Consider the following 22,771-nt stretch of genomic DNA (forward strand, 5'->3'; position numbering starts at 1 on the left):
GGGTGAGCATCCGTTCATGGGGGGCGGCAGTGATGCACCGGCCATGCCAGTACTTCCCAGTGGGCTGTTCTCGTTCAAGGAAAGCCTTCGCTTCGCACTGGAAGGCGCCGATGTGCTGACCACCGAAATGGGATGGAAGGACAAGGCCTACCGCATTTTCAACAACGAAGGTGCACAGGTCGCCAGCGGAACCATCGGTGAGGACGGTCGCTTGCCGCGCGTCATGGCCGATGGCCTGGGCCGGCCGCTGACCTTGGAGGTGGGCGACGACACCTGGGAAATGCTGGTATCGGCGCCGGGCAACCCACCCGAGAATGACGGCGACACGCCCGACAGCGACGGCAACGACCCCTTCCTCGGGAGCCTGGACGCGGCCGATGCGACCGGCGCCCTGACGTCCGAACAGATCCTGGAACTGCTCAACGAACCCCCGTCATCAACATGATCATCCGATACTTCCTGCTGCTGCTCGCATTGTGCATAGCCTCCTTCGCCAATGCGCAGCAGTATTCGACCGGCAGCACTGACATCAACACCGCGCAAGGTACGTTGCGCGTGAATTCTGGGTATGTCAGTCATTTCAATGCCCACAGCTTCCATGTTTACACCTTCCAGTACCGCCCGAATGCCAACGGAGCCGTGTGGAACCAGCTTCCGCTGCTTCCACGCAACGATGCGCCGCCGGTGGATTTCTTGGTGAGGGCGACAGCTACGGCTGACTTCCCGCTCCGCGACGCGCGTGTGCGGCTCGAAGCGGGCAAGGTAGTCCTCTACATCGCTGAGTTGTCCTTCAAGGACACACCATACGACGACGACGCCGCCGTCGAGATGAAACGCTACCTGCTCAAGCAGCAGCCCGACGAGGAGCGCTGGGTACTGGTGCTCGATTCCACCCGCCGTCTGCCCCAGGGAGTTGATGTCGCACAGGCCCTGAGCACTCTGACGCCCCGATAGGACGACACGGAATGCCTACCTACATCAGCGCGGTTTTCAACAAGGATACGCGTACTGCGGAGTTCACCGCCGACAACGGTGACAAGCTCATCCGCAGTGGCGGCTCGCTGGCTTGGCTGCTCAACAACCCCGGCAACCTGCGTCCAGGCGGAAAGTACGCCAAGATGATCGGCCAGGCCGATACGAAGAGCGGCAAGTTCGCCATTTTTCCTACGGCTGAGGATGGCCGCGCCGAGAAGCGCGCACTGCTGCGCCGCAAGTACAACGACATGACGTTGTACAACGCCATGCATACCTATGCGCCGGAATCGGAAAACGACACAGCGGCCTATCTGGCATACGTGCGCAAGCGATCTGGTGCCAGCGACCAGACGGTCATCAAGGACATGACCGATGAGCAGTTCAACGGCATGATCGCTGCGATGGAGCAATATGAGGGCTTCAATGCAAAGCCTGAGACACGCAGGGAACGGATCGTGCACGCCACGCAGGTTACCTTGTCTGACGGCGCCCGACCGATGCCGGCAACGCCCGTGATCGTGCGTAGCAGCAACACGGGCGAGAAGAAGGTCACCACCAATGAGCACGGCGCGCTGCCGACATTCATCACGCGCCAGCCAGGAGAAGTGATAGAGCTCTTCCTTGAGGAATCAGGCAAGATTGGAAGCCGAATCGGCCAGTTTGCGCTTCAGCAGGCCTCAGCGTCCCTGGTATTTGCGCGCAACATGATGACGGTCGGTGGGAATTCGCAACCACACACTCCAACGCAACCCAGCAAGGAGAAACGCACACCGCTGCGCTACGTGGTGCAGCCGGGCGACACTCTCGCCTCGATCGCCAGCAGGTTCAAGACCTCGGTTGACGATCTGGTGAGCAACAACCATATCCGCAACCGCAACCGCATCTATCCCGGTCATGTGGTTTGGATCTACGGAAAGGCGCCGGCTGACTCAGCCAACGACGGCGCCCCGGCGACTCCGACAAGGTCACGTCAAGCCAGCTACAGCGTTCGCTCCGGCGACACACTGAGCCGAATTGCAGACCGCCATCACACCAGCGTCGATGCGCTGATGGCCGCCAATCCGTCGATCAGCAATGCCAATCGAATCAGCCCTGGCCAGAGAATCACGCTGCCCGTTGGGGTCGAAGCCGTGCGTCCGTCGGCGGCCGGGTCTTCCGGGCCAGCGGGCAACAGCGGAAACCCGCATACGTCTGGTCGGCCCTCGCTGGTGAAGCCTTCGCCGGAAACACCTGCTGCTGCCGTGCGGCCGCCGGCGTCAGTACAGGCACGGGATACCCGAAGTCGCGAGGGCGAAGGCCACCCAATCGCAATCATTCCCTTTTCGCAGAAGCGCGCACCTTGGGTGGAGCACGCCTATGCACAGGCGCGCAAATGGGCAGGCAAGAAAGAGGCTGAGATCAGCCGCACCATCAACTTCCATTCCGAACTCGGCTACGGGAAGCAGTTCACTACGCTGGCCGGAAGCTCCAACGCTTGGTGCGCATCGTTCGTGAACTGGTGCCTTCGCGCAGCAGGATACGCTATATCATCTCCACACCCGTACCGCGCGCGTTCGTTCGCCGCCGACACCACGCGCTTCAGCCAGATCGACGAACCGGTGTTCGGCGCGGTAGCCCTGGTCGGTACGTCGCACGTAGGGTTCGTCTATGCCATGGATCGCGGTCGGCCTGTGCTGCTGGGTGGCAACCAGAGCGACCAGATCAATTTTGTCCGCTTCAACCCTGCAACGCTGCGTTACTACGTGCCGAAAAGCTATCTGCCATTCGCGCAGAAGGAACTCAAGGAAACCAAACTCGATGAACTGGCAGCCACGGACCTCAACGCGGCACTCGGCATTGTCGTGGCCAAAAAGGCTGGCGACAATACGCGCTGATCAGCTGCGATTTGCCGTGCTGGCCGCGCTTGCACTCGGTGCAGTCGGCTGCGGTGCGCCGTCCTCACCCGTTGCAGATGCAGCAGACGATGCCGCAACGAATGCACACGCACTTCCCGGGCAGATTGAGGCCGAGCCCGCTGGTCGACTGAAGGTGTTGCCCGCCCTGGCAGATGCGGAACTGAAAGACCTCTACTCGGGCACGCTACTGAAGCAAGTGGTGTTCAATGACATCGACGGGCCGGGCCTGCTGCTTCTTTCGCGCAGCGAGCAGACAGTGCCGGCGCAGGGCGATGAAGAGGCGATGGATCAGATCACGTTGCGTGCGGAGCTGTTCCGGCGCGCCGGACAAGCGGCCCCTTGGGCCTCGCGATGGAGCGTGGAAGATCCGGTTCAATGCGAAGGTCTGGATCTCGAGGCCGGCTACTTCCTGGACCAAGTGACTGCAACGGACCTGGACAAGAATGGCCGCGCCGAGTTGACGCTGGCCAGCCACAGCTTCTGCGGCGGCGGCGTCGATCCGCAGCAGCTGCGCATTGGGCTTCGCCAGGGTGAGCAGTATTACGAAGTACGTGGTGAATCGCTGGTAGAGGTGGAAGGCGATGAACCCTTCGGCGGCGACCGGCAGGACGATCCTGCGCTGGCTTCGGCTGCGCCAGTGCTGCGTGCACACGTAGACAAGGTATGGGAGACGATCAAGCGCGGAAGTTCACCGTGACGTCGTCACGATGCCAGCGCCCGCATCAGGCTCTCCTGCTGCTGGTGCTCTCGGCGGCAGCGGACGCCGCCATCGCGCGGACTCCGCTGCCCAGCCCACTGCAACGCGCATGCGCAACCGCCATCGACGACAGAATCGAACTGTTGCCTGTGGAGGGAAAGCGCGTCAGCGCATGTCCACCGGGGAATGACGAGGGCTGCCCATACAGCGGCCAGGAGGGAAAGACCTCCTTGGATGACACGCCTGATCTCAACAACGACGGGCGCGAGGACGCGATCCTCACCTACTTCGGAAGCAGCCATGGCGATATCGATGTCACCGATAAACTGATCCTTGCCCAGTGTGCGGATGGAACCTATATCCGCCTATTGGAAGGCAGCTTCACGACATTGACGGCGCCTGTCGCACCGCATGCTGCCTGGCCAGCACTGGACGCGACACGGGACTGCCCGACTGGGCAGAATGGCACTGTCCGTACCAGGAGGATCCAGCTGCAGTTCGACCCGGCGACGATGCGCTATCGCGGTCCAGCTGGCATTGACCTGATCCAGGCCTGCAGTGAATAGCGACAGATGCGACGCGGATCCGATAGGCCGCATGCCAGGACAATGCTGGTTTGACTCGCAACGTGCAGACGATGCCTGTGCGGATACGCCATGATGCTCTCACGCTATCTGCCTTTCTCTCTTCTCGCCATGGTGAGTTCTCCTGTCACCGCGCATACCGGATTGGCTGTTCATGCTCCTCATGGAATAACGGTCACAGCCGATAGCGGGATTGCTGCCCGCTATTCGCGGACCCGGTGCTTGAATTTCCAGAAGCAGCGGAGAAGATTGGGGTTTATCTGTTCATCTTACAGCCCGCAATTCGTCGCCGATTTCGGAATATCGACCATACCTGCCACGCCGGGCGCTCCGCAGAAGTATCGGGTTGCAACAGGCATGTCCAGCTATGAAATGAAGCCCACCGCGATCAACGGGCGCACGCTCTTCACTGCTGAAGTGGATTGCGACAACGGAGACGCAGCACAGTACCGTGCCACGTCCACATGCCATATCGCGTTCATGCCATTGGCCGACGCGCACTTCTACTACAGCAGCTCCCTCCTCAGGAACGAGGTCACTTCCACATCAGGCATTGATCCGGCGACGGTCCTGCGTCTTTACACACAGGTTACTCAGGCCCCTCCTGCGCCACCATACCCGGATAAACATATACTGAAAGCCGCTGGCGACTGAACTGCTCCGCCTGCCAGGTACGGGGACGCCATCACGGAAAAGGGGTCACGGCCAGGACGCGCCAACCTCGTCAGTGGCTGTGCTCCCGAGCCCCCCTCCTTTGATCCAACGCATGCCGTCGCCACAGGCAGGGTGCTATGGTGGCGCCATCCTGTTCCCTGGAGCCGCTCCGATGACCCGATTCTCCTCTGCCCGTCTGGCCATTGGCGCCCTCGCCACGCCCCTGCTGCTGGCGGCCTGCGTCAGCACGCCAGGCCCAGAAGTGAAGGGTACCGGCCGCTGCGACGCCAGCCAGCTGGGCTGGGCGATCGGCCAGCCGGCCAACGAACCCAACATCCGCCGTCTCTCCAGTGAGAGTGGTGCCGGCCTGGTCAACCCGATCGGCCCCAGCACCATCACCACCAAGGACATCCGCCAGGACCGTCTGCGGGTGTACGTGGACAAGGACAACATCATCACCGCCACCCGCTGTGAGTAATCACCGCCGTGGGCTTCTGTAGAGCCGAGCACACGCTCGGCTGCTCTCCGGTCAGTCGCACGGAATGCCAGTCGAGCAAGCTCGACTCTACATCTCAGGGTTCGGTGTATCCGGCGCAATCCGGCAGCGCCAGGTCGGCGCGGAACATCCCATCGCTGAAGCGGAAAAGACGCGTATAACTGCACGCCGGGTCCTGCTCGGTGCGCAGGTCCTTTTTCTTCAGCGGGCCCTTCGCCAGCGAATCCTCGAAGCGTGAGACGCCAGCCGGAAACCGTGTTGCGACGGTCTGATAGCGCAGCACCGGCATGCCCTCTGCGGCCACGTCCAACCCCAGCTTGGCCGAGAAGCCATACTCATCGTGGCAGGCCCCTGCGCGCTGCTTGATGTCCTGCTCGCTGAAGCAGGCACGGATCATCGCGTTGCCCAGCCACGGTACGGTCAGCACGTCATCATCGACTTGGATGCCGTCCTGAAGGTGGCGCACCCGTGCCAACTGCAGGGTGGACGCATCGGCGCCACCGCCGGAGTACATGGTGCTGAATTTGACGATGCCACCGACCAGCACGTTCTGCCGTGCGCGCTGCTGTGGATCCTGCACGAGCGCATCGGCACCCACCCCAGGCGCCAGCCGCACGATCCAGGGCCACAGCGACAGCTCGCTCTCCGCTGGCACCTCGATGCTCACGTGGTAGACGGGCAGCGACGGCTGGCCCGGCACCCGCTCCTGCACCTCAAGCGTCGTGGGCCGGTCACCATCGTTGGCCACCGGCTGCACGCGCACGCACCATACGCCGTCGCTGGTGCAGCTGCGCATGCCGGTGGCATCGAGCACCTGGCCCAGTGGCTCCATCACGTTGCCGGCGGCATCGCGCTGCTGCGGCAGGATCGAAGCCTGGGCCAGCGCCAGCAGCGGAGTAGCCAGCAGAACCGCGCACAAGGCCGTGCGGGCGACAGCGATGGGCATCAGAGGGCTCCTGCATGTGGAACCCCGATGGTAACCGCTCCCCGTAGAGTCGAGCTTGCTCGACTGCATGCAATCCAGCAAACGAGGCCGTCGAGCAAGCTCGACGCTACCCGGATCGGTTGTCTAGCTGCAGTCGCAGCCACCCCACCCCTTCTCCTTCGATGTCTGGCCAATGCCAGGGTTGAAGGTATTGCTCGGGTCCAGCTGCTTGTAAAACCCCGCCAGCGCCGGCTTGGCCGGATACAGGTGGCCGACGTTGTGCTCGGCCGGATACTCTGCGCCGCGCTGGTCCAGCAAGGCCCACATCGCGTGCTCGATGGCCATCGGGTCTTCACCCTTGCGCGCGATGTAGTCCTGGTGGAACACGTGACACAGGAAATGGCCGTAGTACAGCTTGTGCAGCAGGCGGTTGTCGATGTCGTCCGGCAGCTGCTCGAACCAGTCGGCATCATCGCGGCGCAGCGCGATGTCCAGTGCCACGATGTCCTGCACCTGCTCGCGGTGCACCTCGCGGTAGCGCACGGCGGCACCGGCCACGGCGAAGCGATGCAGGAACGCCTTGCGGCCCTCCTCCGGCGTGCAGTGGAAATAGCCACCTTCATGGCCTGCGAAGAACTCGCGCAACCAGGCCTCGGTCTGCGCTGCGTCCTGCGCGGACACCTTCAGCAGCAGGTGATGTTCATAGCGCTGACGGAACTCGCTCATGCGCACGGGCAGGTGCGAGGGCAGCAGGCCCGTCAGCCCCTGCATCACCCGGTCGGTCACGCCACGCTGGCCCAGCCGTTCGAACCAGCCATCGACGCGGCTCTTCAGCGCGAACGCGGCCGGCACACGCGCGGTGCCGAGGTGATTGATCAGCAGGAAGCTGTCCTTGCCGTAGCGTTCGCCGATGTCATACGCATCGCGGTGGATGTATTCGCCGGCAATCGGCAGGCGCTCGAAGCCGGTCAGCAGCTGGCGACGGATCGCGGTCAGGCTGTCGGTACGGTTGCTGCCAATGTAGAAGACTTCGGCGGCCTCCTTCTCGAAAGTGTCCAGGCGCACCGCGAACACCGCCAGTTTGCCGGCCGAACCGGCGGCTTCGAAGTGACGGCTGGGGTCGGCGTTGAATCGTGCCGGGGTATCGGCATCGACCCGACGCACTTCCTCGGCGTAGCGCGGATCGGAGGCGGCCCGGCCGTCGCCGTCACCCACGTCCATCGCCGTGTAGTCGCCGGCCTGCAGCCGCTGCAGGATCTGTTCGGGCGTATCGCCCAGGGCGATGCCCAGGTGGTTCACCAGCTGCAGTGTGCCCTGCGCATCGACCTGCGCGTACAGTGCCAGCTCGGTGTACGCCGGACCACGGCGCACCAGCGCGCCACCGGAGTTGTTGCAGATACCGCCCAGCACCGACGCACCGATGCACGACGAACCGATCACCGAATGCGGCTCGCGGCCGAGCGGTGCCAGTGTCTGCTCCAGCCGGTCCAGCGTCGCGCCGGGCAGGCACAGCACCTGGCGCCCTTCGTTCAACAGCTGGATGCCGGTCAGGCGCAACGTGCTGACCAGCACGATCGGACGGCCATAGTCGTTGCCATCCGGGGTCGAGCCGCCGGTCAGTCCGGTGTTGGCCGCCTGCAGGATGATCGCCGCCCCACCCTGCACCGCGGCCTGCAGGACGTGCCACAGTTCCAGCAACGTTCCCGGCCGCACCACCGCCAGTACTGGACCGTCGCCGAAGCGGTAGCCACGGCGGAAACGGCGGGTGGCCTTGTCACCGGTCAGTACATGGCGGCGGCCGACAGCATCGCGCAACCGCGCCAGCACGGTCTGCGGGTCGCTCACGGCAGGTTGACCAGCGAGTCGCGGCCGATGTCGGCGATGCGGCGGGCACCGGTCAGCGTCATCGCCACCCGCATTTCCTTGGCGATCAGGTCCAGCAGATTGGCCACGCCGGCCTCGCCCTGTGCGGCGAGCGCGTAGACGAAGGCACGGCCCAGCAGCACGGTGTCGGCGCCCAACGCCAGCATGCGCACTACGTCCAGACCGGTGCGGATACCGGAGTCGGCCAGGATCTTCAGGTCGCCCTGCACCGCATCGGCGATCGCCGGAAGTGCGCGCGCGGTGGACAGCACGCCATCGAGCTGGCGACCGCCATGGTTGGAGACCACGATGCCATCGGCACCGAACTTGACCGCATCACGTGCATCATCCGGGTCGAGGATGCCCTTGATCACCATCGGGCCCTTCCAGAACTCGCGGATCCACTCCAGGTCCTTCCACGAAATGGACGGATCGAAGTTGCTGCCCAGCCAGCCGATGTAGTCCGCCAGCCCGGTCGGGTTGCCACGGTAGGTGGAGATGTTGCCGAGGTCGTGCGGGCGACCCAGCAGGCCGACATCCCAGGCCCAGCACGGATGGGTGATGGCCTGGCCGATGCGGCGCAGCGCTGCGTTCGGGCCACTCATGCCGGAATGCGCGTCACGATAGCGCGCGCCCGGCACCGGCATGTCCACGGTGAACACCAGCGTGGTCACGCCGGCGGCCTGCGCGCGCTCCAGCGCGTTGCGCATGAAGCCGCGGTCACGCAGCACGTACAGCTGGAACCACATCGGCCGCTGGATCGCCGGCGCCACCTCCTCGATCGGGCACACCGACACGGTGGACAGGGTGAACGGAATGCCACGGCTGTCGGCCGCGCGCGCCGCCTGCACCTCGCCGCGCCGGGCGTACATGCCGGTCAGGCCGACCGGTGCCAACGCCACCGGCATCGCCAGTTTTTCGCCGAACAGTTCGGTTTCCAGGCTCAGGTCGGACATGTTGCGCAGGACGCGCTGGCGCAGCGCGATGTCGGACAGGTCGGAAACGTTGCGCTTCAGCGTGTGCTCGGCATATGCGCCGCCATCGATGTAGTGGAACAGGAACGGCGGCAGCCGGCGTTGCGCGGCAGCACGGTAATCGGTGGAGGCGGAGATGATCATGGGGTCAACCGTGTGGGGAAGGTAGACGCGAGGCCCGCGCACGCCGGGCTTCGTTGTCATCGAGGGTGCGCAGCGTGGTGTGCACGAACTCGAGGTGGGCATGCGCGGCGGCGCGCGCGCGTTCGGGGTCGCCGGCCAGCACCGCATCCATCATCTCGCGGTGCTGGTCGGACAGCGGCGAGAAGGTCCTGGCCGAGGTATAGAGCTTCTCGCGGCTCTGCGAAATGTTGGTCTGCAGCAACTCGAACAGGCCACGCATCACCTGCAGCAGCACCAGGTTGTGCGAGGCTTCGGCGATGGACAGGTGGAAGGCCGCGTCAGCCTCGGCCTCGCCGGAGGGATCGTCCTTGCCATGCGCATCCATCATGGTCTGGAAGGCCTGTGCGATGCGCGTGCGATCCTCGTCGGTAGCACGCAGCGCCGCGTGCCAGGCGGTGGCGCCTTCCAGCGCATGGCGGATCTCCAGCACATCGAAGCGGTATTCCGGATCACCCTGGAACAGCGGCAGGTACGGCGCCAGCGGTTCGTCCAGCGCCTGCCGTGCCCGCGCCGCCGGTTCGGCCACATAGGTGCCGCCGCCCACGCGCGCGCTCAGCAGGCCCTGGCTGGCCAGCTGCGCGATGGCCTCGCGCAGCGCGGTGCGCGAGACCCCCAGCTTCACCGCCAGGGTGCGCTCGGCCGGCAACCGGTCGCCCGGCTGCAGCCGTTGTTCCTGCACCAGGCCGCGCAGCTGCGCGGCCACCTTGTCCGAAATGCGTTGCGTGCTCATGGCGCCATTGTGGCCTGAAGCGAGCGATGAGGGGTCAGACAGCCGGGCATGGCTCAGGGGATCATCCAGGTCAGCCAGTAGGCCTGGGCCAGGGTGATCAGGCCGACCATCGTAGTGAAAATCAGGCTGTGCTTGACCGTGAAGCGGAACAGGTCCGACTCCTTGCCGGCCAGGCCGACCGCAGCGCAAGCGATGGCGATCGACTGCGGCGAGATCATCTTGCCGGTCACCCCGCCGGTGGTATTGGCCGCCACCAGCAGCACATCGGACACGCCGATCTGCTGCGCGGTGGTGGCCTGCAGCGCCGAGAACAGCGCATTGGACGAGGTGTCCGAGCCGGTCAGGAACACGCCCAGCCAGCCCAGGAACGGCGAGAAGAACGGGAACGCATCGCCGGTGTGCGCCAGCGCCAGGGCCAGTGTGGCCGACAGCCCCGAGTAATTGGCGATGAAGGCGAACGCCAGCACCATGCCGATCGAATAGATCGGCATGCGCAGCTCGCGCACGGTCTCGCCGAAGGTCTGCAGCGCCGAGCGGGCCGGCATGCGCAGGGCGATGATGGCGATCACCGCAGCCAGGATGATCGAGGTACCGGTGGCCGAGAACCAGTCGAACTTGTAGATGGCTTCATAGCTCAGCGGCGCCGGCACGATCGGCGGCATCTTCTGCACCATCTGGTCCAGGCCGGGCACAGGGATCTTCAGCACCCAGCCTTCCAGCGGGCCGCCAGCCGCGAACAGCGTCTTGAACGGCTTGATGCTCCACAGGGTGACCATCGCGGTGAGAATCAGGAACGGCGACCACGCCTTGGCGATCTGTCCGACGCTGTAGCGCGGCGCTTCCAATGCCTGTGCGGCCGCTTCGGCACTGGTTCCGGTGTCGAAGCGGAAGATCCGCACCGGCTTCCAGCGGCGCAGGAACAGCGTCAGGCACACCAGCGACGCCAGCGAGGCGGTGATATCCGGCAGTTCCGGGCCGATGAAATTAGAGGTCAGGTACTGGGCGATGGCGAACGAGCCACCGGCCACCAGCACCGCCGGCCAGGTCTCCTTGATGCCGCGCCAGCCATCCATGATCGCCATGATCCAGAACAGCACGATGATCGTAAGGAACGGCAGCTGGCGGCCGGCCATCTGCCCGATCTCGAACGCATCCAGGCCCGTGACCTGCCCGGCCACGATGATCGGAATGCCCATCGCACCAAAGGCCACGGGCGCGGTGTTGACGATCAGGCACAGGCCGGCCGCATACAGCGGCTTGAAGCCCAGCCCGACCAGCAGTGCCGCGGTGATCGCCACCGGTGCGCCGAAACCGGCCGCACCTTCCAGGAAGGCACCGAAGGCAAAGCCGACCATCAGCATCTGCAGGCGCTGATCTTCGGTGACCGACAGGATCGAGGCGCGGATGATGTCGAACTGCCCGGTCTTGACCGAGACCTTGTACAGGAACACCGCGCCGATGATGATCCAGGCGATCGGCCACAGCCCGTAGACGAAACCGAAGCCGGCCGCGCCCAGCGCCTGGGTCAGCGGCATGCGGTAGAACAGCAGCGCCACGCCGAGGGCGATGGCCACGGTGATCGTGCCGGCCAGCCAGCCCTTCATGCGCAGCACGGCCAGGGCGACAAAGAAGAAGGCGATCGGCAGCAGCGCGATCAGGCTCGACAACCACAGGTTGCCGGCGGGGTCGTACAGGTGTTGCCAGGGCTGCATGAAGGCTCTCGACTGGGGGCGGGATGTGTTCCACCCCGAAGGGAGGATCGCCGCGGCCCGTCATAATTGGTATTACCATTAATGACGATGATCGGACCGCTTGCAGCGAATTGAACCGCCATTCTGACGGAGCGCCTATTAGACCATAGCGCTAGATGCCATATTGGTCTGACCATTAAGGCCGCCATGGTAGTGCCGGCCGCTGGCCGGCAACTCGAGATTCCTTACGAGATCCGTTTCTCCACCCGCCGCATCACCGCCAGCACCAGCACGCACAGCACACTGACGCCAATCGCAATCACGTACTTGCCGATGCCCACGGCGATGCCGATGGCCGCGGCCATGATCAGCGAACTGGCGGTGGTCAGCCCGCTGACCTGGTCTTCGCGTGAGCCGCGCAGGATGGTGCCGGCCGCAACGAAGCCGACACAGGCCACTACCGCCTCGATCAGGCGTACCGGGTCGACCTGCAGCAGGTCGCGGTAGCGCTCCTGCTGGAAGTGCTCGGCCACCGAATCGCCCAGCCCGACGATCAGCGCCGCGGCACCGGCGATCAGCATGTGCGTGCGCAGGCCGGCAGCGTGCTTGCCCATCTCGCGTTCGATGCCGAGCACGCCGCCGAACAGCATCGCCGTTGCCACGCGCAGCAGGATCGAGAAGTCCTGGGACAGTTCCATGCGACCTCCGGAAGTTTCCGGAAGACTTGCGCGATCGGCGTCGGACGGTGGTGAAGATGGCACCACGGTCCGTTCACCCGGTAGCGCCGGGTCATCGCCGACGCCACCGCAGCTCAACGCATCACTGCGCCAGGTAGCCACCATCGATGGCGTAGTAGGTTCCGGTCGCGAAGGAGGCCTCGTCGCTGGCCAGCCAGGCCACCAGTGCCGCCACCTCCTCGGCAGTGCCCAGCCGCTTCAGCGCGTGGCGCGCCTCCAGCGTTGCGCGCACCTTCGCGTCCATCTTCTCCAACAGCGGCGTACTGATGAAGCCCGGACCGACCGCGTTGACCCGGATACCGTCGGCCGCGTGCTCCCACGCCGCGGTCTGGGTCAGGCCGACCACCCCGTGCTTGGCCGCCACGTAGGCGGTGGAACCGGCATAGCCGACCTGGCCCAGGATCGAGGCCATGTTGATGATGCTGCCGCCACTGCCGGCCGTGCGCATCGCCTGGATCTGCGCCCGCTGGCACAGGAACACGCTGGTCAGGTTCACATCGATCACCCGCTGCCAGCCATCCACCGGGTAGTCGCCGCTGCTGGCGGCCGGCCCACTGATGCCGGCGTTGTTGACCGCAATATGCACACCGCCGAGTTCCTTCACCGTGCGCTGCACGGCGGCCTCCACCGCCGCATCATCGGTGACGTCCAGCGCCACACCGATCGCCTGTGTGCCGCGCGCCTGCAGCTGCGCGACGGTGGCGTCCACTGCGTCCTGTTTCAGGTCCCAGACCGAAATGCGGGCGCCGGACGCGGCCAGCGTATGCGCCACCGCCAGGCCGATACCGGATACACCGCCGGTCACGATCGCGGTCTTGCCACCGAGCTGGTAATCGATCATCTACGTTCTCCATCGTTGGGGGATAGCGATGCGGCGCGCAGCCGCCAATCCACCACGCTACGCCGGCCGCTGTGACGAGCCAGCTGACATCGTGTCCGCATCCGATCGTTCCAGCCGTGCAACCTCAACCTGGGTTGATGTATGGATATACGTACGGATATGCAGGCAAAACGCCTGCGTATGCTCAACGGCGAATTCACTTTGGCCGTAATCATCAATCGGTTTGACCATATTGGAATCAAAAGCGCGCAAATCACGGCGACAATGGGAAACGTTTCCAGTTTCTTCGACACACACTTCCCCTCTGGCGCTTTCCCAGCCCTCCACAGTGCCGTCGCCGCCGCGCGGCTGCACGCACAAGCACCGGCGCAGCACCCGCAGTGCAGCGCCCCGGGCAAGGCACCGCCAGTGTCCACCTCCAGAGCACGTGCCGAGCGATGTCCCGATACTTCACCTTTGCCGATTACCGCCGTTTCGGCCAACGCCACGGCTTCGACTACCGCGCCGACCCTGAACACCTGCGCGATGACCAGTGGGCCGGTCGCGGCGAGGTCAACGAACAGTTCCTGCGCGGTGGCATGAGCCTTATCGCGTCGGACGTCCATAACCGGTTCCCGTATGTGGCTACCGCGCAGCAGAGCCCGGGGCTGGTGATCCGCGTGATGCTGCAGGGCCAGGTCGACGTGCGTGTCCCACAACGCGCAGGATTCACCCTGCGCGCTGGCACCGCGATGACCGCACACCATCGCGAGCAGATCGAGATGACCGGTGCGCATCCGGGTGAAACGCGCATGCGCGGGGTCAGCGTGATGGTGCCCAACCAGCTCGATCCGGACCTGTTCCAGCTGCCGCAGCTGGAGAGTGCGCTCAACGCGCATCTGGAATGCCGCCACTGGGCCATTCCGCACACCTTGCTACCCGTGCTGGGACAGCTGTTCGACAGCCCGTGGCAGGACGGCATCGACGCACTGTGGCGCGAAGGCGTGGCGCTGCAGCTGCTTGCAGTCGGGCTGCAGGCCGAGGATCTGCAGACCGAGCAGGTACGTACGCTGCGTGCCGGGCAGCGCGAGCGCCTGGAGCGCGTACGCGCCTACCTGCACGATGACCCCAGCCATGCCCACAGCCTGGTCGAACTGGCGCGGCTGGCGTGCATGAGCCCGAGTTCGCTGCGCCGCCACTTCGCGCAGCAGTATGGAAGCTCGGTGTTCGATTACCTGCACGAGCAGCGCATGCGCCATGCCGAGCAGGGCCTGCGCGAAGATGGCTGGACCGTCGAGCAGGCGGCCGCGGCCAGTGGCTACCGCCATCCCAGCAATTTCGCCGCCGCCTTCCGCAAGCGCTTCGGGCTGGTGCCCAGCCGCTGGCGCACTGGTCCTTCGAAGGTCGGGTAAAGCGATATCCCTATGGGTGGGTGTCGACTTTGGTGGACACGCTTTCGCCGCTGACGGCCAGCGGCCGGCACTACCGCCCCCTCCGGCGTTACCGGCGTCGCGATATCACCGGTAGCGCCGGGCCATGCCCGGCGTCACCGTAGGCCCCTCAATACACCGGCAGATCGATGTAACTGGCCTGCGCCGCGCTGTGCCAGACCCGCTGCATGGCCTTCTGGTAATCGCCCGGCTTGGCCAGGTAGATGTTCGGCACATAGGTCTGCGGGTTGCGGTCGTACAGCGGGAACAGGCTGGACTGCACCTGCACCATCACCCGGTGCCCCTTCTGGAAGGTGTGGTTGGCGTTGGGCAGGTCGAAGCGGTACGGCAGCACCTGGTTGGCGGCCAGCGGCTTGGGATCACTGAAGCTCTCGCGGTAGCGGCCGCGGAAGATCGCCAGCGACACCGGCAGCTCATAGCCACCCATCTCCGGTGTGGATGCTTCCTGGTCCGGATACACGTCGATCAGCTTCACCACCCAATCGCTGTCGGTGCCACTGGTCGAGGCCTGCAGGTGCACCACCGGCGCGCCACCGATGCGCAGTGGCGCGGTCAACGGTTCGGTGATGAAGGTCAGCACGTCAGGTCGGCCATCGACGAAGCGCTGATCCTTGACCAGCCAGGTCGTCCACATGTCACGGTCGCCAAAACGCACCGGGCGCGGCACGAACGGCACCGGCTTGGCCGGGTCGGACACGTATTCATCGAAGTCGTCCTCGCCCGCTGCCGGCGCCTGGAACGCCAACTTGCCGCCGGCACGCAGGTACAGCGGTTTGCTGCTGGCCGCACAGCCCTTGTCGCAGCTGCGCGGCCAACCCTTCAAGCGGTCCCAGTGGTTTTCGCCGGTGTTGTAGATCAGCACCGGCGGCGTATCGGCCTTCGGCGCACCGTCCACCAGGTACTGGTCGAAGAACGGCTTGAGCACATCACGACGGAACTGCAGCGCGGTATCGCCATCGAACTTGAGCGCGCCCAGTTCACTGGCACTGTAGTTCACCTGGCTGTGCCGCCACGGGCCCATCACCAGGTAATTGCGGTTGTTGCCACTGTCGCGCCCTTCCATCGCCTGGTAGGCGTGGTTGGCACCCCACATGTCCTCCTGGTCCCACAGGCCCTGCAGCCACAGGGTCGGCACCTTCAGCGGCGTCTTCGCCATCACTGCATCCAGCGCCTGGCCCTGCCAGAAGGCGTCGTATGCAGGGTGCTCGACCAGCTTCTTCCACCAGGTCAGCTGGTCCACGCCGGTAAAGCGCGCATAGTCGCCGGCCGACCCGATGCGCAGGAAGGTGCTGTAGTCGTCGTAGCCGAGGCTGGGCAGCGGCGTGCCCTTACCGCGCTTCTCGGTCTGCATCGCGAAGTAATTGAAGTTGACCTGGCGGAACGCACCGTAGTTGAGCCAGTCGTCACCCATCCAGCCGTCGACCATCGGGCTCTGCGGCGCGGCCACCTTCAGCGCCGGATGCGGATCGGTCAGCGCCATCACCACGGTGAAGCCTTCATACGACGAACCGAGCATGCCGACCTTGCCGTTGCTCTCCGGCACGTGCTTCACCAGCCAGTCGATGGTGTCCCAGGCGTCGGTGGAATGGTCGACCGGGGTGTTGTTCAATGGCCCGCGCAGGGGCCGGGTCATCACGTAATCGCCCTCGGAGCCGTACTTGCCACGAATGTCCTGGAACACGCGGATGTAGCCGCCATCGACGAACACTTCATCGCCCTGCGGCAGCAGGTCGCGCATGCGCGGCGAGTCGCTGCGGTTGGCACGGCCGGCAGCGTCGTAGGGCGTACGGGTCAGCAGGATCGGAGCGTTGCGGGCGCCCTTGGGCACCACGATCACCGTGTACAGCTTGGTGCCATCACGCATGGGCACCATCACCACGCGCTTGTCATAGTCGCGGCCGACATCGGGGGCGACGAAGGGCTTGCCGCTGACGTCCGGGGTCATCGGCGGTGTATCGGCGGCCAGCACGGTGCTGGACAGGCAAAGGGCGATGGCTAGAGCAACGGCACGCACACGCATGGACAACCCCTTCCGGCAGGAAAGGCCCCAGCGTACTCCTGCACTGGGCCGTGAAGTGTGTGCGGGCTTTGCATTCTGCGGTGGATGCAGGCAGGACTGATGGCACATGTGCTGCCCGCTGCCGCTGCGGAAACCGGTAACCGAATGCCGGCCAGCGGACGGCACTACCGACCGGTGCTCCCCGCGCAGCGCCGGGCCACCTCCGGCGGATCCGTCAGGCCGTTTGAACCTCATGCAGCGCCAGCCAGCACCAGCGCCCCTGTTCCTGACGCAGTACCGCCAGCGACTCCCGCCATGTGCGGTTGCCGCCATCGATCAAATGGCCTTCGCGATAGCGCAGCACCGCCAACGTTGATGGCGCCTCCACTGCCTGCACGGCCTCGATGGCAATCTGCAACCCCGGTCGCGCGCCATGGGCACCGGCGAACAATGCCTGCACCGCATCTCGGTCCAGCCGACGGCCGGCGATGCCGACCATGCTGAAGTCCGCACAGAAGTGCGTCATCAGATCATCGAGCGCATCGGAGCCGACGTCGGCACGGAACCAGGCCTGCAGTTTGTCGTGCAGGTGGTGGATTTCATGTTCTGCAGTGGTATCCATCAGGTGTTCTCGGGTTGCGAAAAGGGGACAGAATGCGGGCGGCGCAGCAGCGCCATCGGCAGCAGCGTCAATGCGGCGGCCAGACCCAGCGCCACGCGGGTGGCGCGTGCCGGCAACCACTGCATGGCCAGCGCCAGCAGCAGCGCGATGGCCGCAGTGCCAAGGCAGAAGCTGAGCTGGCGGTTGAGGTTCCACAACGCACTGGCGTCGCCCAGTGCCTCACCCTCGACACCCTGGAACGCCAGTGTCTGTGCGGTGCTGCTGCACAAGCTGCCGCCGGCGCCCATCAATGCGAACAACAGTGCAGCCAAGGCGAAGGCCGGCTGTGGCAGCAGCGCCATCAACAGCAGGCCGCTGGCCTGAAGCAGCATGCCGGCGCGCAGTACCGTGGCCGGGCCGAAGCGGGACAACAGGTGCTTGCTGGCCGTGATCGCGATGGCCGAGGCCATCGCCCACGGCAGCATCAGCGCGCCGATGCGTGCGGCACTGTATCCGGCCTGGTGCAACTGCAGGGTGCTGGCCAGCTGGCTGCCGATGAACACGCCGGGCACCGCCAGATACACCAGCATCGCCAGTCGCAGCTCGTGATGGGACAGCAGCGACCAGCGCAGCAACGGATGCGCCTGCCGCCGGGCATGCCGCAGGTGAACCGCCGCCAGCAGCAGTGCGATCAGCAGCAGCACGGCACCGGCGCCCCGATGGTCGCGCTCGCCCAACCAGGTGAGTGCCAGCAGCAGCGCGCCCAGCGCCAGCATTGCGGTGGACAGCGCATAGGCCTGCAGGCGCGGAGCACTGCGCTCACCATCGGCCGGCATCCAGGCCAGCACCAGACCCATGGCCATCACCGCCAACGGCAGGCTGGCCCAAAGTACGCCGCGCCAGGACAGCCACTGCACCAGCAGGCCACCCAGTGCCGGCGCCAGGGCTGGCACCAGCAGTGCCACCAGCAGGATGCGTCGGGTCAGCGCGCCACGTTGCTCGGGCGTGCAGTGTCGATAGGCGGTGGCCTGTGCAACCGGAATCAGCAGGCCACCGGCCAGCCCCTGCAGCAAGCGCCAACCCAGCAGCCAGCCAATGCCCGGCGCAGCGCCGGCCAGCATGGCGGCGACGGCGAACACCAGCAGCGCCACCAGCAGCAGGCGCCGCTCGCCGCAGCGTGCGGCCAGCCAGGGCGCCAGTGGAATCACCACGCTCAGGCCGAGCATGTAGGCGGTGCCGACCCACGCCAGGCAGCCGATGTCGGCGTGCAGTTCAGCGGCCAGCGCCGGATAGGCCACCGTGGCGATGAACATGTTGACCAGATCCAGGGCAAACACCAGCAGGAAGATCGCCTCATGGCGCAGGCGGGGGGACGGCATCGGCGGCGCTCCATCAGGGAAGCGCCCAGCATGCCGGCCGGGCCTTGTTGAAAAAACACGACGACGGCTGCAACACTGTCAAATCTTATTTGACAATTAATCGCCCATGGTCAGCCTCGATCGCTTCGATACCTTCCGCGCCGTGGTCGAGGCCGGCAGCTTGACCGCAGCCGCCGATCGCCTGGGCCTGAGCCGCGCGGTGGTCAGCTTCAACCTCAAGCGGCTGGAGCAGGAGCTGGGCGTGACCCTGCTGCTGCGCAGTACCCGCCACTTGGCGCTGACCGAGGCCGGCGAGCAGTTCCTGCAGCACTGTGTGCAGGCGCTGGACGCTGCACAGGCCGCCATCGATGCCGCGCGCCGCGACCAGCATCAGCTGCAGGGCGTGCTGCGCCTGACCACCACGCCGGAGTACGCGCAGCTGCGCCTGATTCCGGCACTGGAGGCGTTTCGCATGCGGCATCCGGCATTGCAGCTGCACCTGTCGACCTCGCCGGCGCCGGCCGACCTGATACCCGAGCGCTTCGACCTGGCGATCCGTCTCGGCCGCCTGCCCGACTCGGCGCTGCACGCCATCGAACTGGAAAGGCATCCGTTGTGTGCGGTGGCCGCGCCCGTGCTGCTGGCCCGGCTGCCCACCGCGGATGCGGCCGATGACCCGGTGCAGCTGGGCACCCTGCCCCGCCTGGGCTATCCGCGACTGGCCGATGTGCCGGTGGTTGCCCCCGATGGCAGCGACGCGCTGTTCGCCACCAATCCGGGCAATGCAGTGGTGCGCGTGGACGGCGCCAGCAGCCTGCGTGCTTTCGCCGTGGCCGGCGCCGGCGTCACCGTGCTGCCGCGCTGGCTGATCGAGGACGACCTTGCCCAGGACCGATTGCGAGCGGTGCTGCGCCAGCACCGCTTCCCGCAGCAAAGCGTCTACGCGGTGTACCCGCACAGCACGCAGCCGTCACCGAAGGTTCGCCAGCTGATCGATTTCCTGCGCGGGTGGTTTGGCAGCGCGCCGGTGTGAATTCCGCGCTCGCCGGGCATGGCCCGGCGAGCGCGGCGGCCCCCCACATACAAACACGGCCCCTTGCGGGGCCGTGTCTTCATGCATCAGCGCAGCACCTGCTCCACCAGCTGTACGTCCACCGTCTGCAACGGTTCGGCAGCATTGCGCGACAGCTGCACCTGATAGGTGCCGCCGTCGATCCTCCACTGGCGGGCCTGTGCATCGTAGTGAGCCAGGGTCTTCGGCTCGGCTTCGATACGGATGCGGCGCTGTTCGCCCGGCTGCAGGTTCACCTTGTCGTAGCCGATCAGGCGGATCGGCGTGGTGCTGCCGGCCGGCAGCTTCAGGTACAGCTGGGCCACGTCGGCACCGGCGCGCTTGCCGGTGTTGCGGATGTCCACGCTGGCGACCAGGCGCGAGCCTTCCACGCTCACCCTGAGGTTTTCATAGGCGAACGAGGTGTAGGACAGGCCGTGACCGAACGCGAACGTCGGGGTCAGGCCCTTGGCCGCCATCCACTTGTAGCCGACGTTGGCACCTTCGATATCGAAATCGAACACATCACCGAACGGCTTGGCCGGCTTGAAGCCAAGGCCGTCGATGTGCGGGCGCGGCAGCTGCGATTCGTCCGCCACCCAGGTCACCGGCAGGCGGCCGGATGGGTTCACCTGACCGGTCAGCAGCGCGGCAATGCCTTCGCCACCACGGATGCCCGGGTACCACGCCTGCAGCATCGCCGGCACCTGCGCCAGCCACGGCGTGCGCACCGGGCCGTTGGTTTCCAGTACCAGCACGGTCTTCGGGTTGGCCTTGGCCACCGCCCAGATCAGCGCATCCTGGTTGTCCGGCAGCTGCATGTCCGGCAGATCCACCGATTCGGCAGCCCACTGGGTGGCGAACACGATGGCCACGTCGGCCTGCGCGGCGGCCTTGGCCGCGGCGGCGGCGTTGGTGCCGTCCACATACGTGATGGTCGCATCCGGACGCGCCGCACGCAGTGATTCCAGCGGCGAGGACGGGTGGAAGATCACCGGGCCCGGCCAGGTGGTCGGCAGCACGCCCGGCACCGCATTGGTGCCCTTGGCGGTCACGCCCACCATCGACGAACCACCGCCACCGATCACGCCCTTGTCGGCGTGGCCACCGATGATGACGATGCGCTTCACCGTGTCGGCCAGTGGCAACAGGTTGCCTTCATTGCGCAGCAGCACGCTGCCTTCTTCCACCGTGCGCTGGGCGACGGCGAAACCAGCCTCGGCATCGACCTTCTGGTGCTGCGGCGGGTTGTCGAAGTTGCCGTGCAGGAACATCGTGCGCAGGATGCGCGCCACCATGTCGTTCAGGCGCGCCTGCGGCACCACGCCACCGTGCACGGCCAGGCGCAGCGGCTCATCGAAGAACACCGCCGCATCGAACACTTCACCGGCCGACTGCTGGTCCAAGCCGGCCAGCGCCGCCTTCGAACCACTGTGCACGCCACCCCAGTCTGACATCACGAAACCGGGGAACTTCCATTCCTGCTTCAGCACCTGGTTCATCAGGTAGCCGTTCTCGCAGCCGTAGGTGCCGTTGATCTTGTTGTACGAGCACATCGCCACGCCCGGGCGGCCGGCTTCGAGCGCGATCTCGAAGGCCAGCAGGTCCGACTCGTGCATGGCCTGTTCGCCGATGCGCACGTCGTGGAAGTTGCGGCGGGTCTCCATGTCGTTCAGCGCGAAGTGCTTCATTGAGGAGATCACGTGCTGGCTCTGCACGCCCTGGATCAACGCGCCCACCATCGAGCCGGCCAGCAGCGGATCTTCACCGGCGTACTCGAAATTGCGGCCATTGCGCGGGTCGCGCTGCAGGTTCACGCTGCCCGACAACAGGATGTTGAAGCGCTGCTGCCACGCCTCGCGGCCCATGGTCGCGCCACCGGCGAAGGCGACTTCGCGGTTCCAGCTGGAGGCGGTGGACGGTCCCGACGGCATCGCGGTAGCGAAGTCACCCGGGCGGATGCCACCGGGATTGGTCACGCCGACGCCTGCATCGGCTGACTGCTGCGACGGAATGCCCAGGCGCGCCACGCCCGGCACGAAACCGGCCGAACCCACCGCGCCTTCCGGCAGCGGGCCACCGTCCTTGCCCAGCCCGAAGTAGCTGTGCAGCATCTGGAATTTTTCGTCCTCGGTCATCGCCTTCAGCAGCAGCGCGGCGCGCGCGTCGGCGTTGAGGGTGGTGTCCATCCACGGTGCGTCGCCGTGCCTGTCGGCAGCGTAGGCCAGGGTCAGCAGGGTGGCATGCAGGCTGCTGCCTTCCACCTTGAACGGTGCGCTGCTGGCAGCCTGGAAGCCATCGCTGAAGTAGCTGGCATCGGCTTCCAGTGCCACCCGCGCCGGATCGAAGCCTGCGGCCTTTGCCGAGTCACCGGCCACCGCGCCGAGCAGCACCGCCGGTGCACCCAGCCGCGAACGGGTGACCAGCGCCGGCAGCTGCGCGGCACCTGCGCCGGCGTCGGTATAGACCGCGACGGTGTGGCGGCCATCGTCCAGGCGCAGATAGTTCAGGCCCGGTTGGTCGGGGCCGGATTCAGCGGCGATCGGCAGCCGCGTCAGCACGGCCTGGCCGCGCTGGGTCTGGCCATCGTCCTTGCCGGCGGCGATGAAGCGGTATTCATAGCCCAGGCCATCGGCCAGCACCTGCAGCGGATCGACCTGGCCGATGCCGCGCTGCACCTGACGCACGCTCACCGCGTCCACCTTCAGGCGCTTCAGCTGCGCGGCCAGGGCCGGCATCGCCTCGGCGTTGGGCGCCTGTTCCAGGGTCAGCACGGTGAACGCGGCAGGGTCGGCCCAGGCCGGAGCGGCCAGTGCAGCAGACAGGGCCAGGGACAGTGCAAGCGGCTTTGTAAACGTTTTCATCGGCAGGCGTAATTCCGTTGCCAAGGCAATCGGTCCAGGGAAAGTGCCGCCGAAGGGTGCAGCGTTCATGCCGCGCAGGGGTTGCCAGGCAACGTCCCGCAGGCCGAAGGGCGGGCCGGTCTGCGCGCGGGACCCTCCTCCCGGCGTGACAACCTGCCTGCCCGGGCCGCGCAGGGCGACCCAATCATGTGAAGATTGTGCGAGGGCGTTCACACCTGTCAAC

The 22,771-nt window shown here is 65.8% G+C and carries 21 protein-coding genes; 9 read left to right on the top strand and 12 right to left on the bottom strand.

Annotated features, from left to right (window positions below; translation table 11 throughout):
* The 7 genes from AC5YGJ_RS08975 to AC5YGJ_RS09005 form a co-directional block, all read left to right on the top strand.
* Positions 1–445 (top strand): hypothetical protein (locus AC5YGJ_RS08975; RefSeq protein ID WP_496186310.1); only part of this gene is annotated, 445 nt, incomplete at its 5' end.
* The gene (locus tag AC5YGJ_RS08980) at positions 442–954 is read left to right on the top strand and encodes a hypothetical protein (RefSeq protein WP_496186311.1); all 513 of its coding nucleotides are present in this window, start codon (positions 442–444) and stop codon (positions 952–954) included. The genes AC5YGJ_RS08975 and AC5YGJ_RS08980, both read left to right, overlap by 4 nt.
* 11 nt (positions 955–965) lie before the next feature.
* The gene (locus tag AC5YGJ_RS08985; protein WP_496186312.1) at positions 966–2,849 is read left to right on the top strand and encodes a TIGR02594 family protein; all 1,884 of its coding nucleotides are present in this window, start codon (positions 966–968) and stop codon (positions 2,847–2,849) included.
* Between the two features lie 16 nt (positions 2,850–2,865).
* The gene (locus AC5YGJ_RS08990) at positions 2,866–3,567 is read left to right on the top strand and encodes a M949_RS01915 family surface polysaccharide biosynthesis protein (protein ID WP_496186313.1); all 702 of its coding nucleotides are present in this window, start codon (positions 2,866–2,868) and stop codon (positions 3,565–3,567) included.
* The gene (locus tag AC5YGJ_RS08995) at positions 3,564–4,133 is read left to right on the top strand and encodes a hypothetical protein (RefSeq protein ID WP_496186314.1); all 570 of its coding nucleotides are present in this window, start codon (positions 3,564–3,566) and stop codon (positions 4,131–4,133) included. The genes AC5YGJ_RS08990 and AC5YGJ_RS08995 overlap by 4 nt, the downstream gene beginning before the upstream one ends.
* Positions 4,134–4,223: 90 nt before the next feature.
* Positions 4,224–4,805 (top strand): hypothetical protein, encoded by a 582-nt coding sequence (locus AC5YGJ_RS09000; RefSeq protein WP_496186315.1) that lies wholly within the window; start codon positions 4,224–4,226, stop codon positions 4,803–4,805.
* A 172-nt stretch (positions 4,806–4,977) separates the two neighbouring features.
* Complete coding sequence (locus AC5YGJ_RS09005) at positions 4,978–5,283, top strand: hypothetical protein (RefSeq protein WP_496186316.1); 306 nt, start codon at positions 4,978–4,980, stop codon at positions 5,281–5,283.
* A gap of 94 nt (positions 5,284–5,377) precedes the next feature.
* Here AC5YGJ_RS09005 and AC5YGJ_RS09010 read toward each other — a convergent pair whose 3' ends face one another.
* The 8 genes from AC5YGJ_RS09010 to AC5YGJ_RS09045 form a co-directional block, all read right to left on the bottom strand.
* Positions 5,378–6,247: a hypothetical protein gene (locus AC5YGJ_RS09010; protein WP_496186317.1), complete on the bottom strand. Its 870-nt coding sequence runs from the start codon at positions 6,245–6,247 to the stop codon at positions 5,378–5,380.
* Between the two features lie 123 nt (positions 6,248–6,370).
* Complete coding sequence (dld, locus tag AC5YGJ_RS09015; protein ID WP_496186318.1) at positions 6,371–8,071, bottom strand: D-lactate dehydrogenase; 1,701 nt, start codon at positions 8,069–8,071, stop codon at positions 6,371–6,373.
* Positions 8,068–9,207 (bottom strand): FMN-dependent L-lactate dehydrogenase LldD, encoded by a 1,140-nt coding sequence (gene lldD / locus AC5YGJ_RS09020; protein WP_496186319.1) that lies wholly within the window; start codon positions 9,205–9,207, stop codon positions 8,068–8,070. Before lldD ends, dld begins: the two co-directional genes overlap by 4 nt.
* 4 nt (positions 9,208–9,211) lie before the next feature.
* A complete protein-coding gene (lldR, locus tag AC5YGJ_RS09025) occupies positions 9,212–9,976 on the bottom strand; it encodes a transcriptional regulator LldR (RefSeq protein ID WP_496186320.1) in 765 nt (254 codons plus the stop codon).
* Positions 9,977–10,029: 53 nt separating this feature from the next.
* A complete protein-coding gene (gene lldP / locus AC5YGJ_RS09030) occupies positions 10,030–11,688 on the bottom strand; it encodes an L-lactate permease (RefSeq protein WP_249843703.1) in 1,659 nt (552 codons plus the stop codon).
* A gap of 224 nt (positions 11,689–11,912) precedes the next feature.
* Entirely contained in the window at positions 11,913–12,365 is a 453-nt protein-coding gene (locus AC5YGJ_RS09035) for an MgtC/SapB family protein (protein WP_249843702.1), read from the bottom strand.
* A gap of 121 nt (positions 12,366–12,486) precedes the next feature.
* Positions 12,487–13,245, bottom strand: a complete 759-nt coding sequence (locus AC5YGJ_RS09040; protein ID WP_309339787.1) for an SDR family NAD(P)-dependent oxidoreductase — start codon at positions 13,243–13,245, stop codon at positions 12,487–12,489.
* 57 nt (positions 13,246–13,302) lie between these two features.
* A complete protein-coding gene (locus AC5YGJ_RS09045; RefSeq protein ID WP_496186321.1) occupies positions 13,303–13,599 on the bottom strand; it encodes a hypothetical protein in 297 nt (98 codons plus the stop codon).
* Positions 13,600–13,682: 83 nt separating this feature from the next.
* Between AC5YGJ_RS09045 and AC5YGJ_RS09050 the strand changes: the two genes are divergently transcribed.
* Positions 13,683–14,636, top strand: coding sequence for a helix-turn-helix transcriptional regulator (locus AC5YGJ_RS09050; RefSeq protein ID WP_496186322.1), 954 nt, complete (start codon positions 13,683–13,685; stop codon positions 14,634–14,636).
* A gap of 148 nt (positions 14,637–14,784) precedes the next feature.
* Here AC5YGJ_RS09050 and AC5YGJ_RS09055 read toward each other — a convergent pair whose 3' ends face one another.
* From AC5YGJ_RS09055 to AC5YGJ_RS09065, 3 genes are all read right to left on the bottom strand, one after another.
* On the bottom strand, positions 14,785–16,695 hold the full coding sequence (locus AC5YGJ_RS09055; RefSeq protein WP_309339785.1) for a CocE/NonD family hydrolase: 1,911 nt from the start codon (positions 16,693–16,695) through the stop codon (positions 14,785–14,787).
* 214 nt (positions 16,696–16,909) lie between these two features.
* Positions 16,910–17,296 carry a DUF4440 domain-containing protein gene (locus tag AC5YGJ_RS09060; protein WP_309339784.1) on the bottom strand — a complete coding sequence of 129 codons (387 nt, stop codon included), beginning with the start codon at positions 17,294–17,296 and terminating at the stop codon, positions 16,910–16,912.
* A complete protein-coding gene (locus AC5YGJ_RS09065; protein ID WP_496186323.1) occupies positions 17,296–18,654 on the bottom strand; it encodes an MFS transporter in 1,359 nt (452 codons plus the stop codon). Before AC5YGJ_RS09065 ends, AC5YGJ_RS09060 begins: the two co-directional genes overlap by 1 nt.
* A gap of 106 nt (positions 18,655–18,760) precedes the next feature.
* Here AC5YGJ_RS09065 and AC5YGJ_RS09070 point away from each other — a divergent pair, with 106 nt between their 5' ends.
* The gene (locus AC5YGJ_RS09070) at positions 18,761–19,666 is read left to right on the top strand and encodes a LysR family transcriptional regulator (protein WP_249843695.1); all 906 of its coding nucleotides are present in this window, start codon (positions 18,761–18,763) and stop codon (positions 19,664–19,666) included.
* 86 nt (positions 19,667–19,752) lie between these two features.
* Here AC5YGJ_RS09070 and AC5YGJ_RS09075 read toward each other — a convergent pair whose 3' ends face one another.
* Positions 19,753–22,548 (bottom strand): beta-glucosidase family protein, encoded by a 2,796-nt coding sequence (locus tag AC5YGJ_RS09075; RefSeq protein ID WP_496186324.1) that lies wholly within the window; start codon positions 22,546–22,548, stop codon positions 19,753–19,755.
* Between the last annotated feature and the right edge of the window lie 223 nt (positions 22,549–22,771).

Source organism: Stenotrophomonas sp. CS3K5, assembly GCF_059515225.1.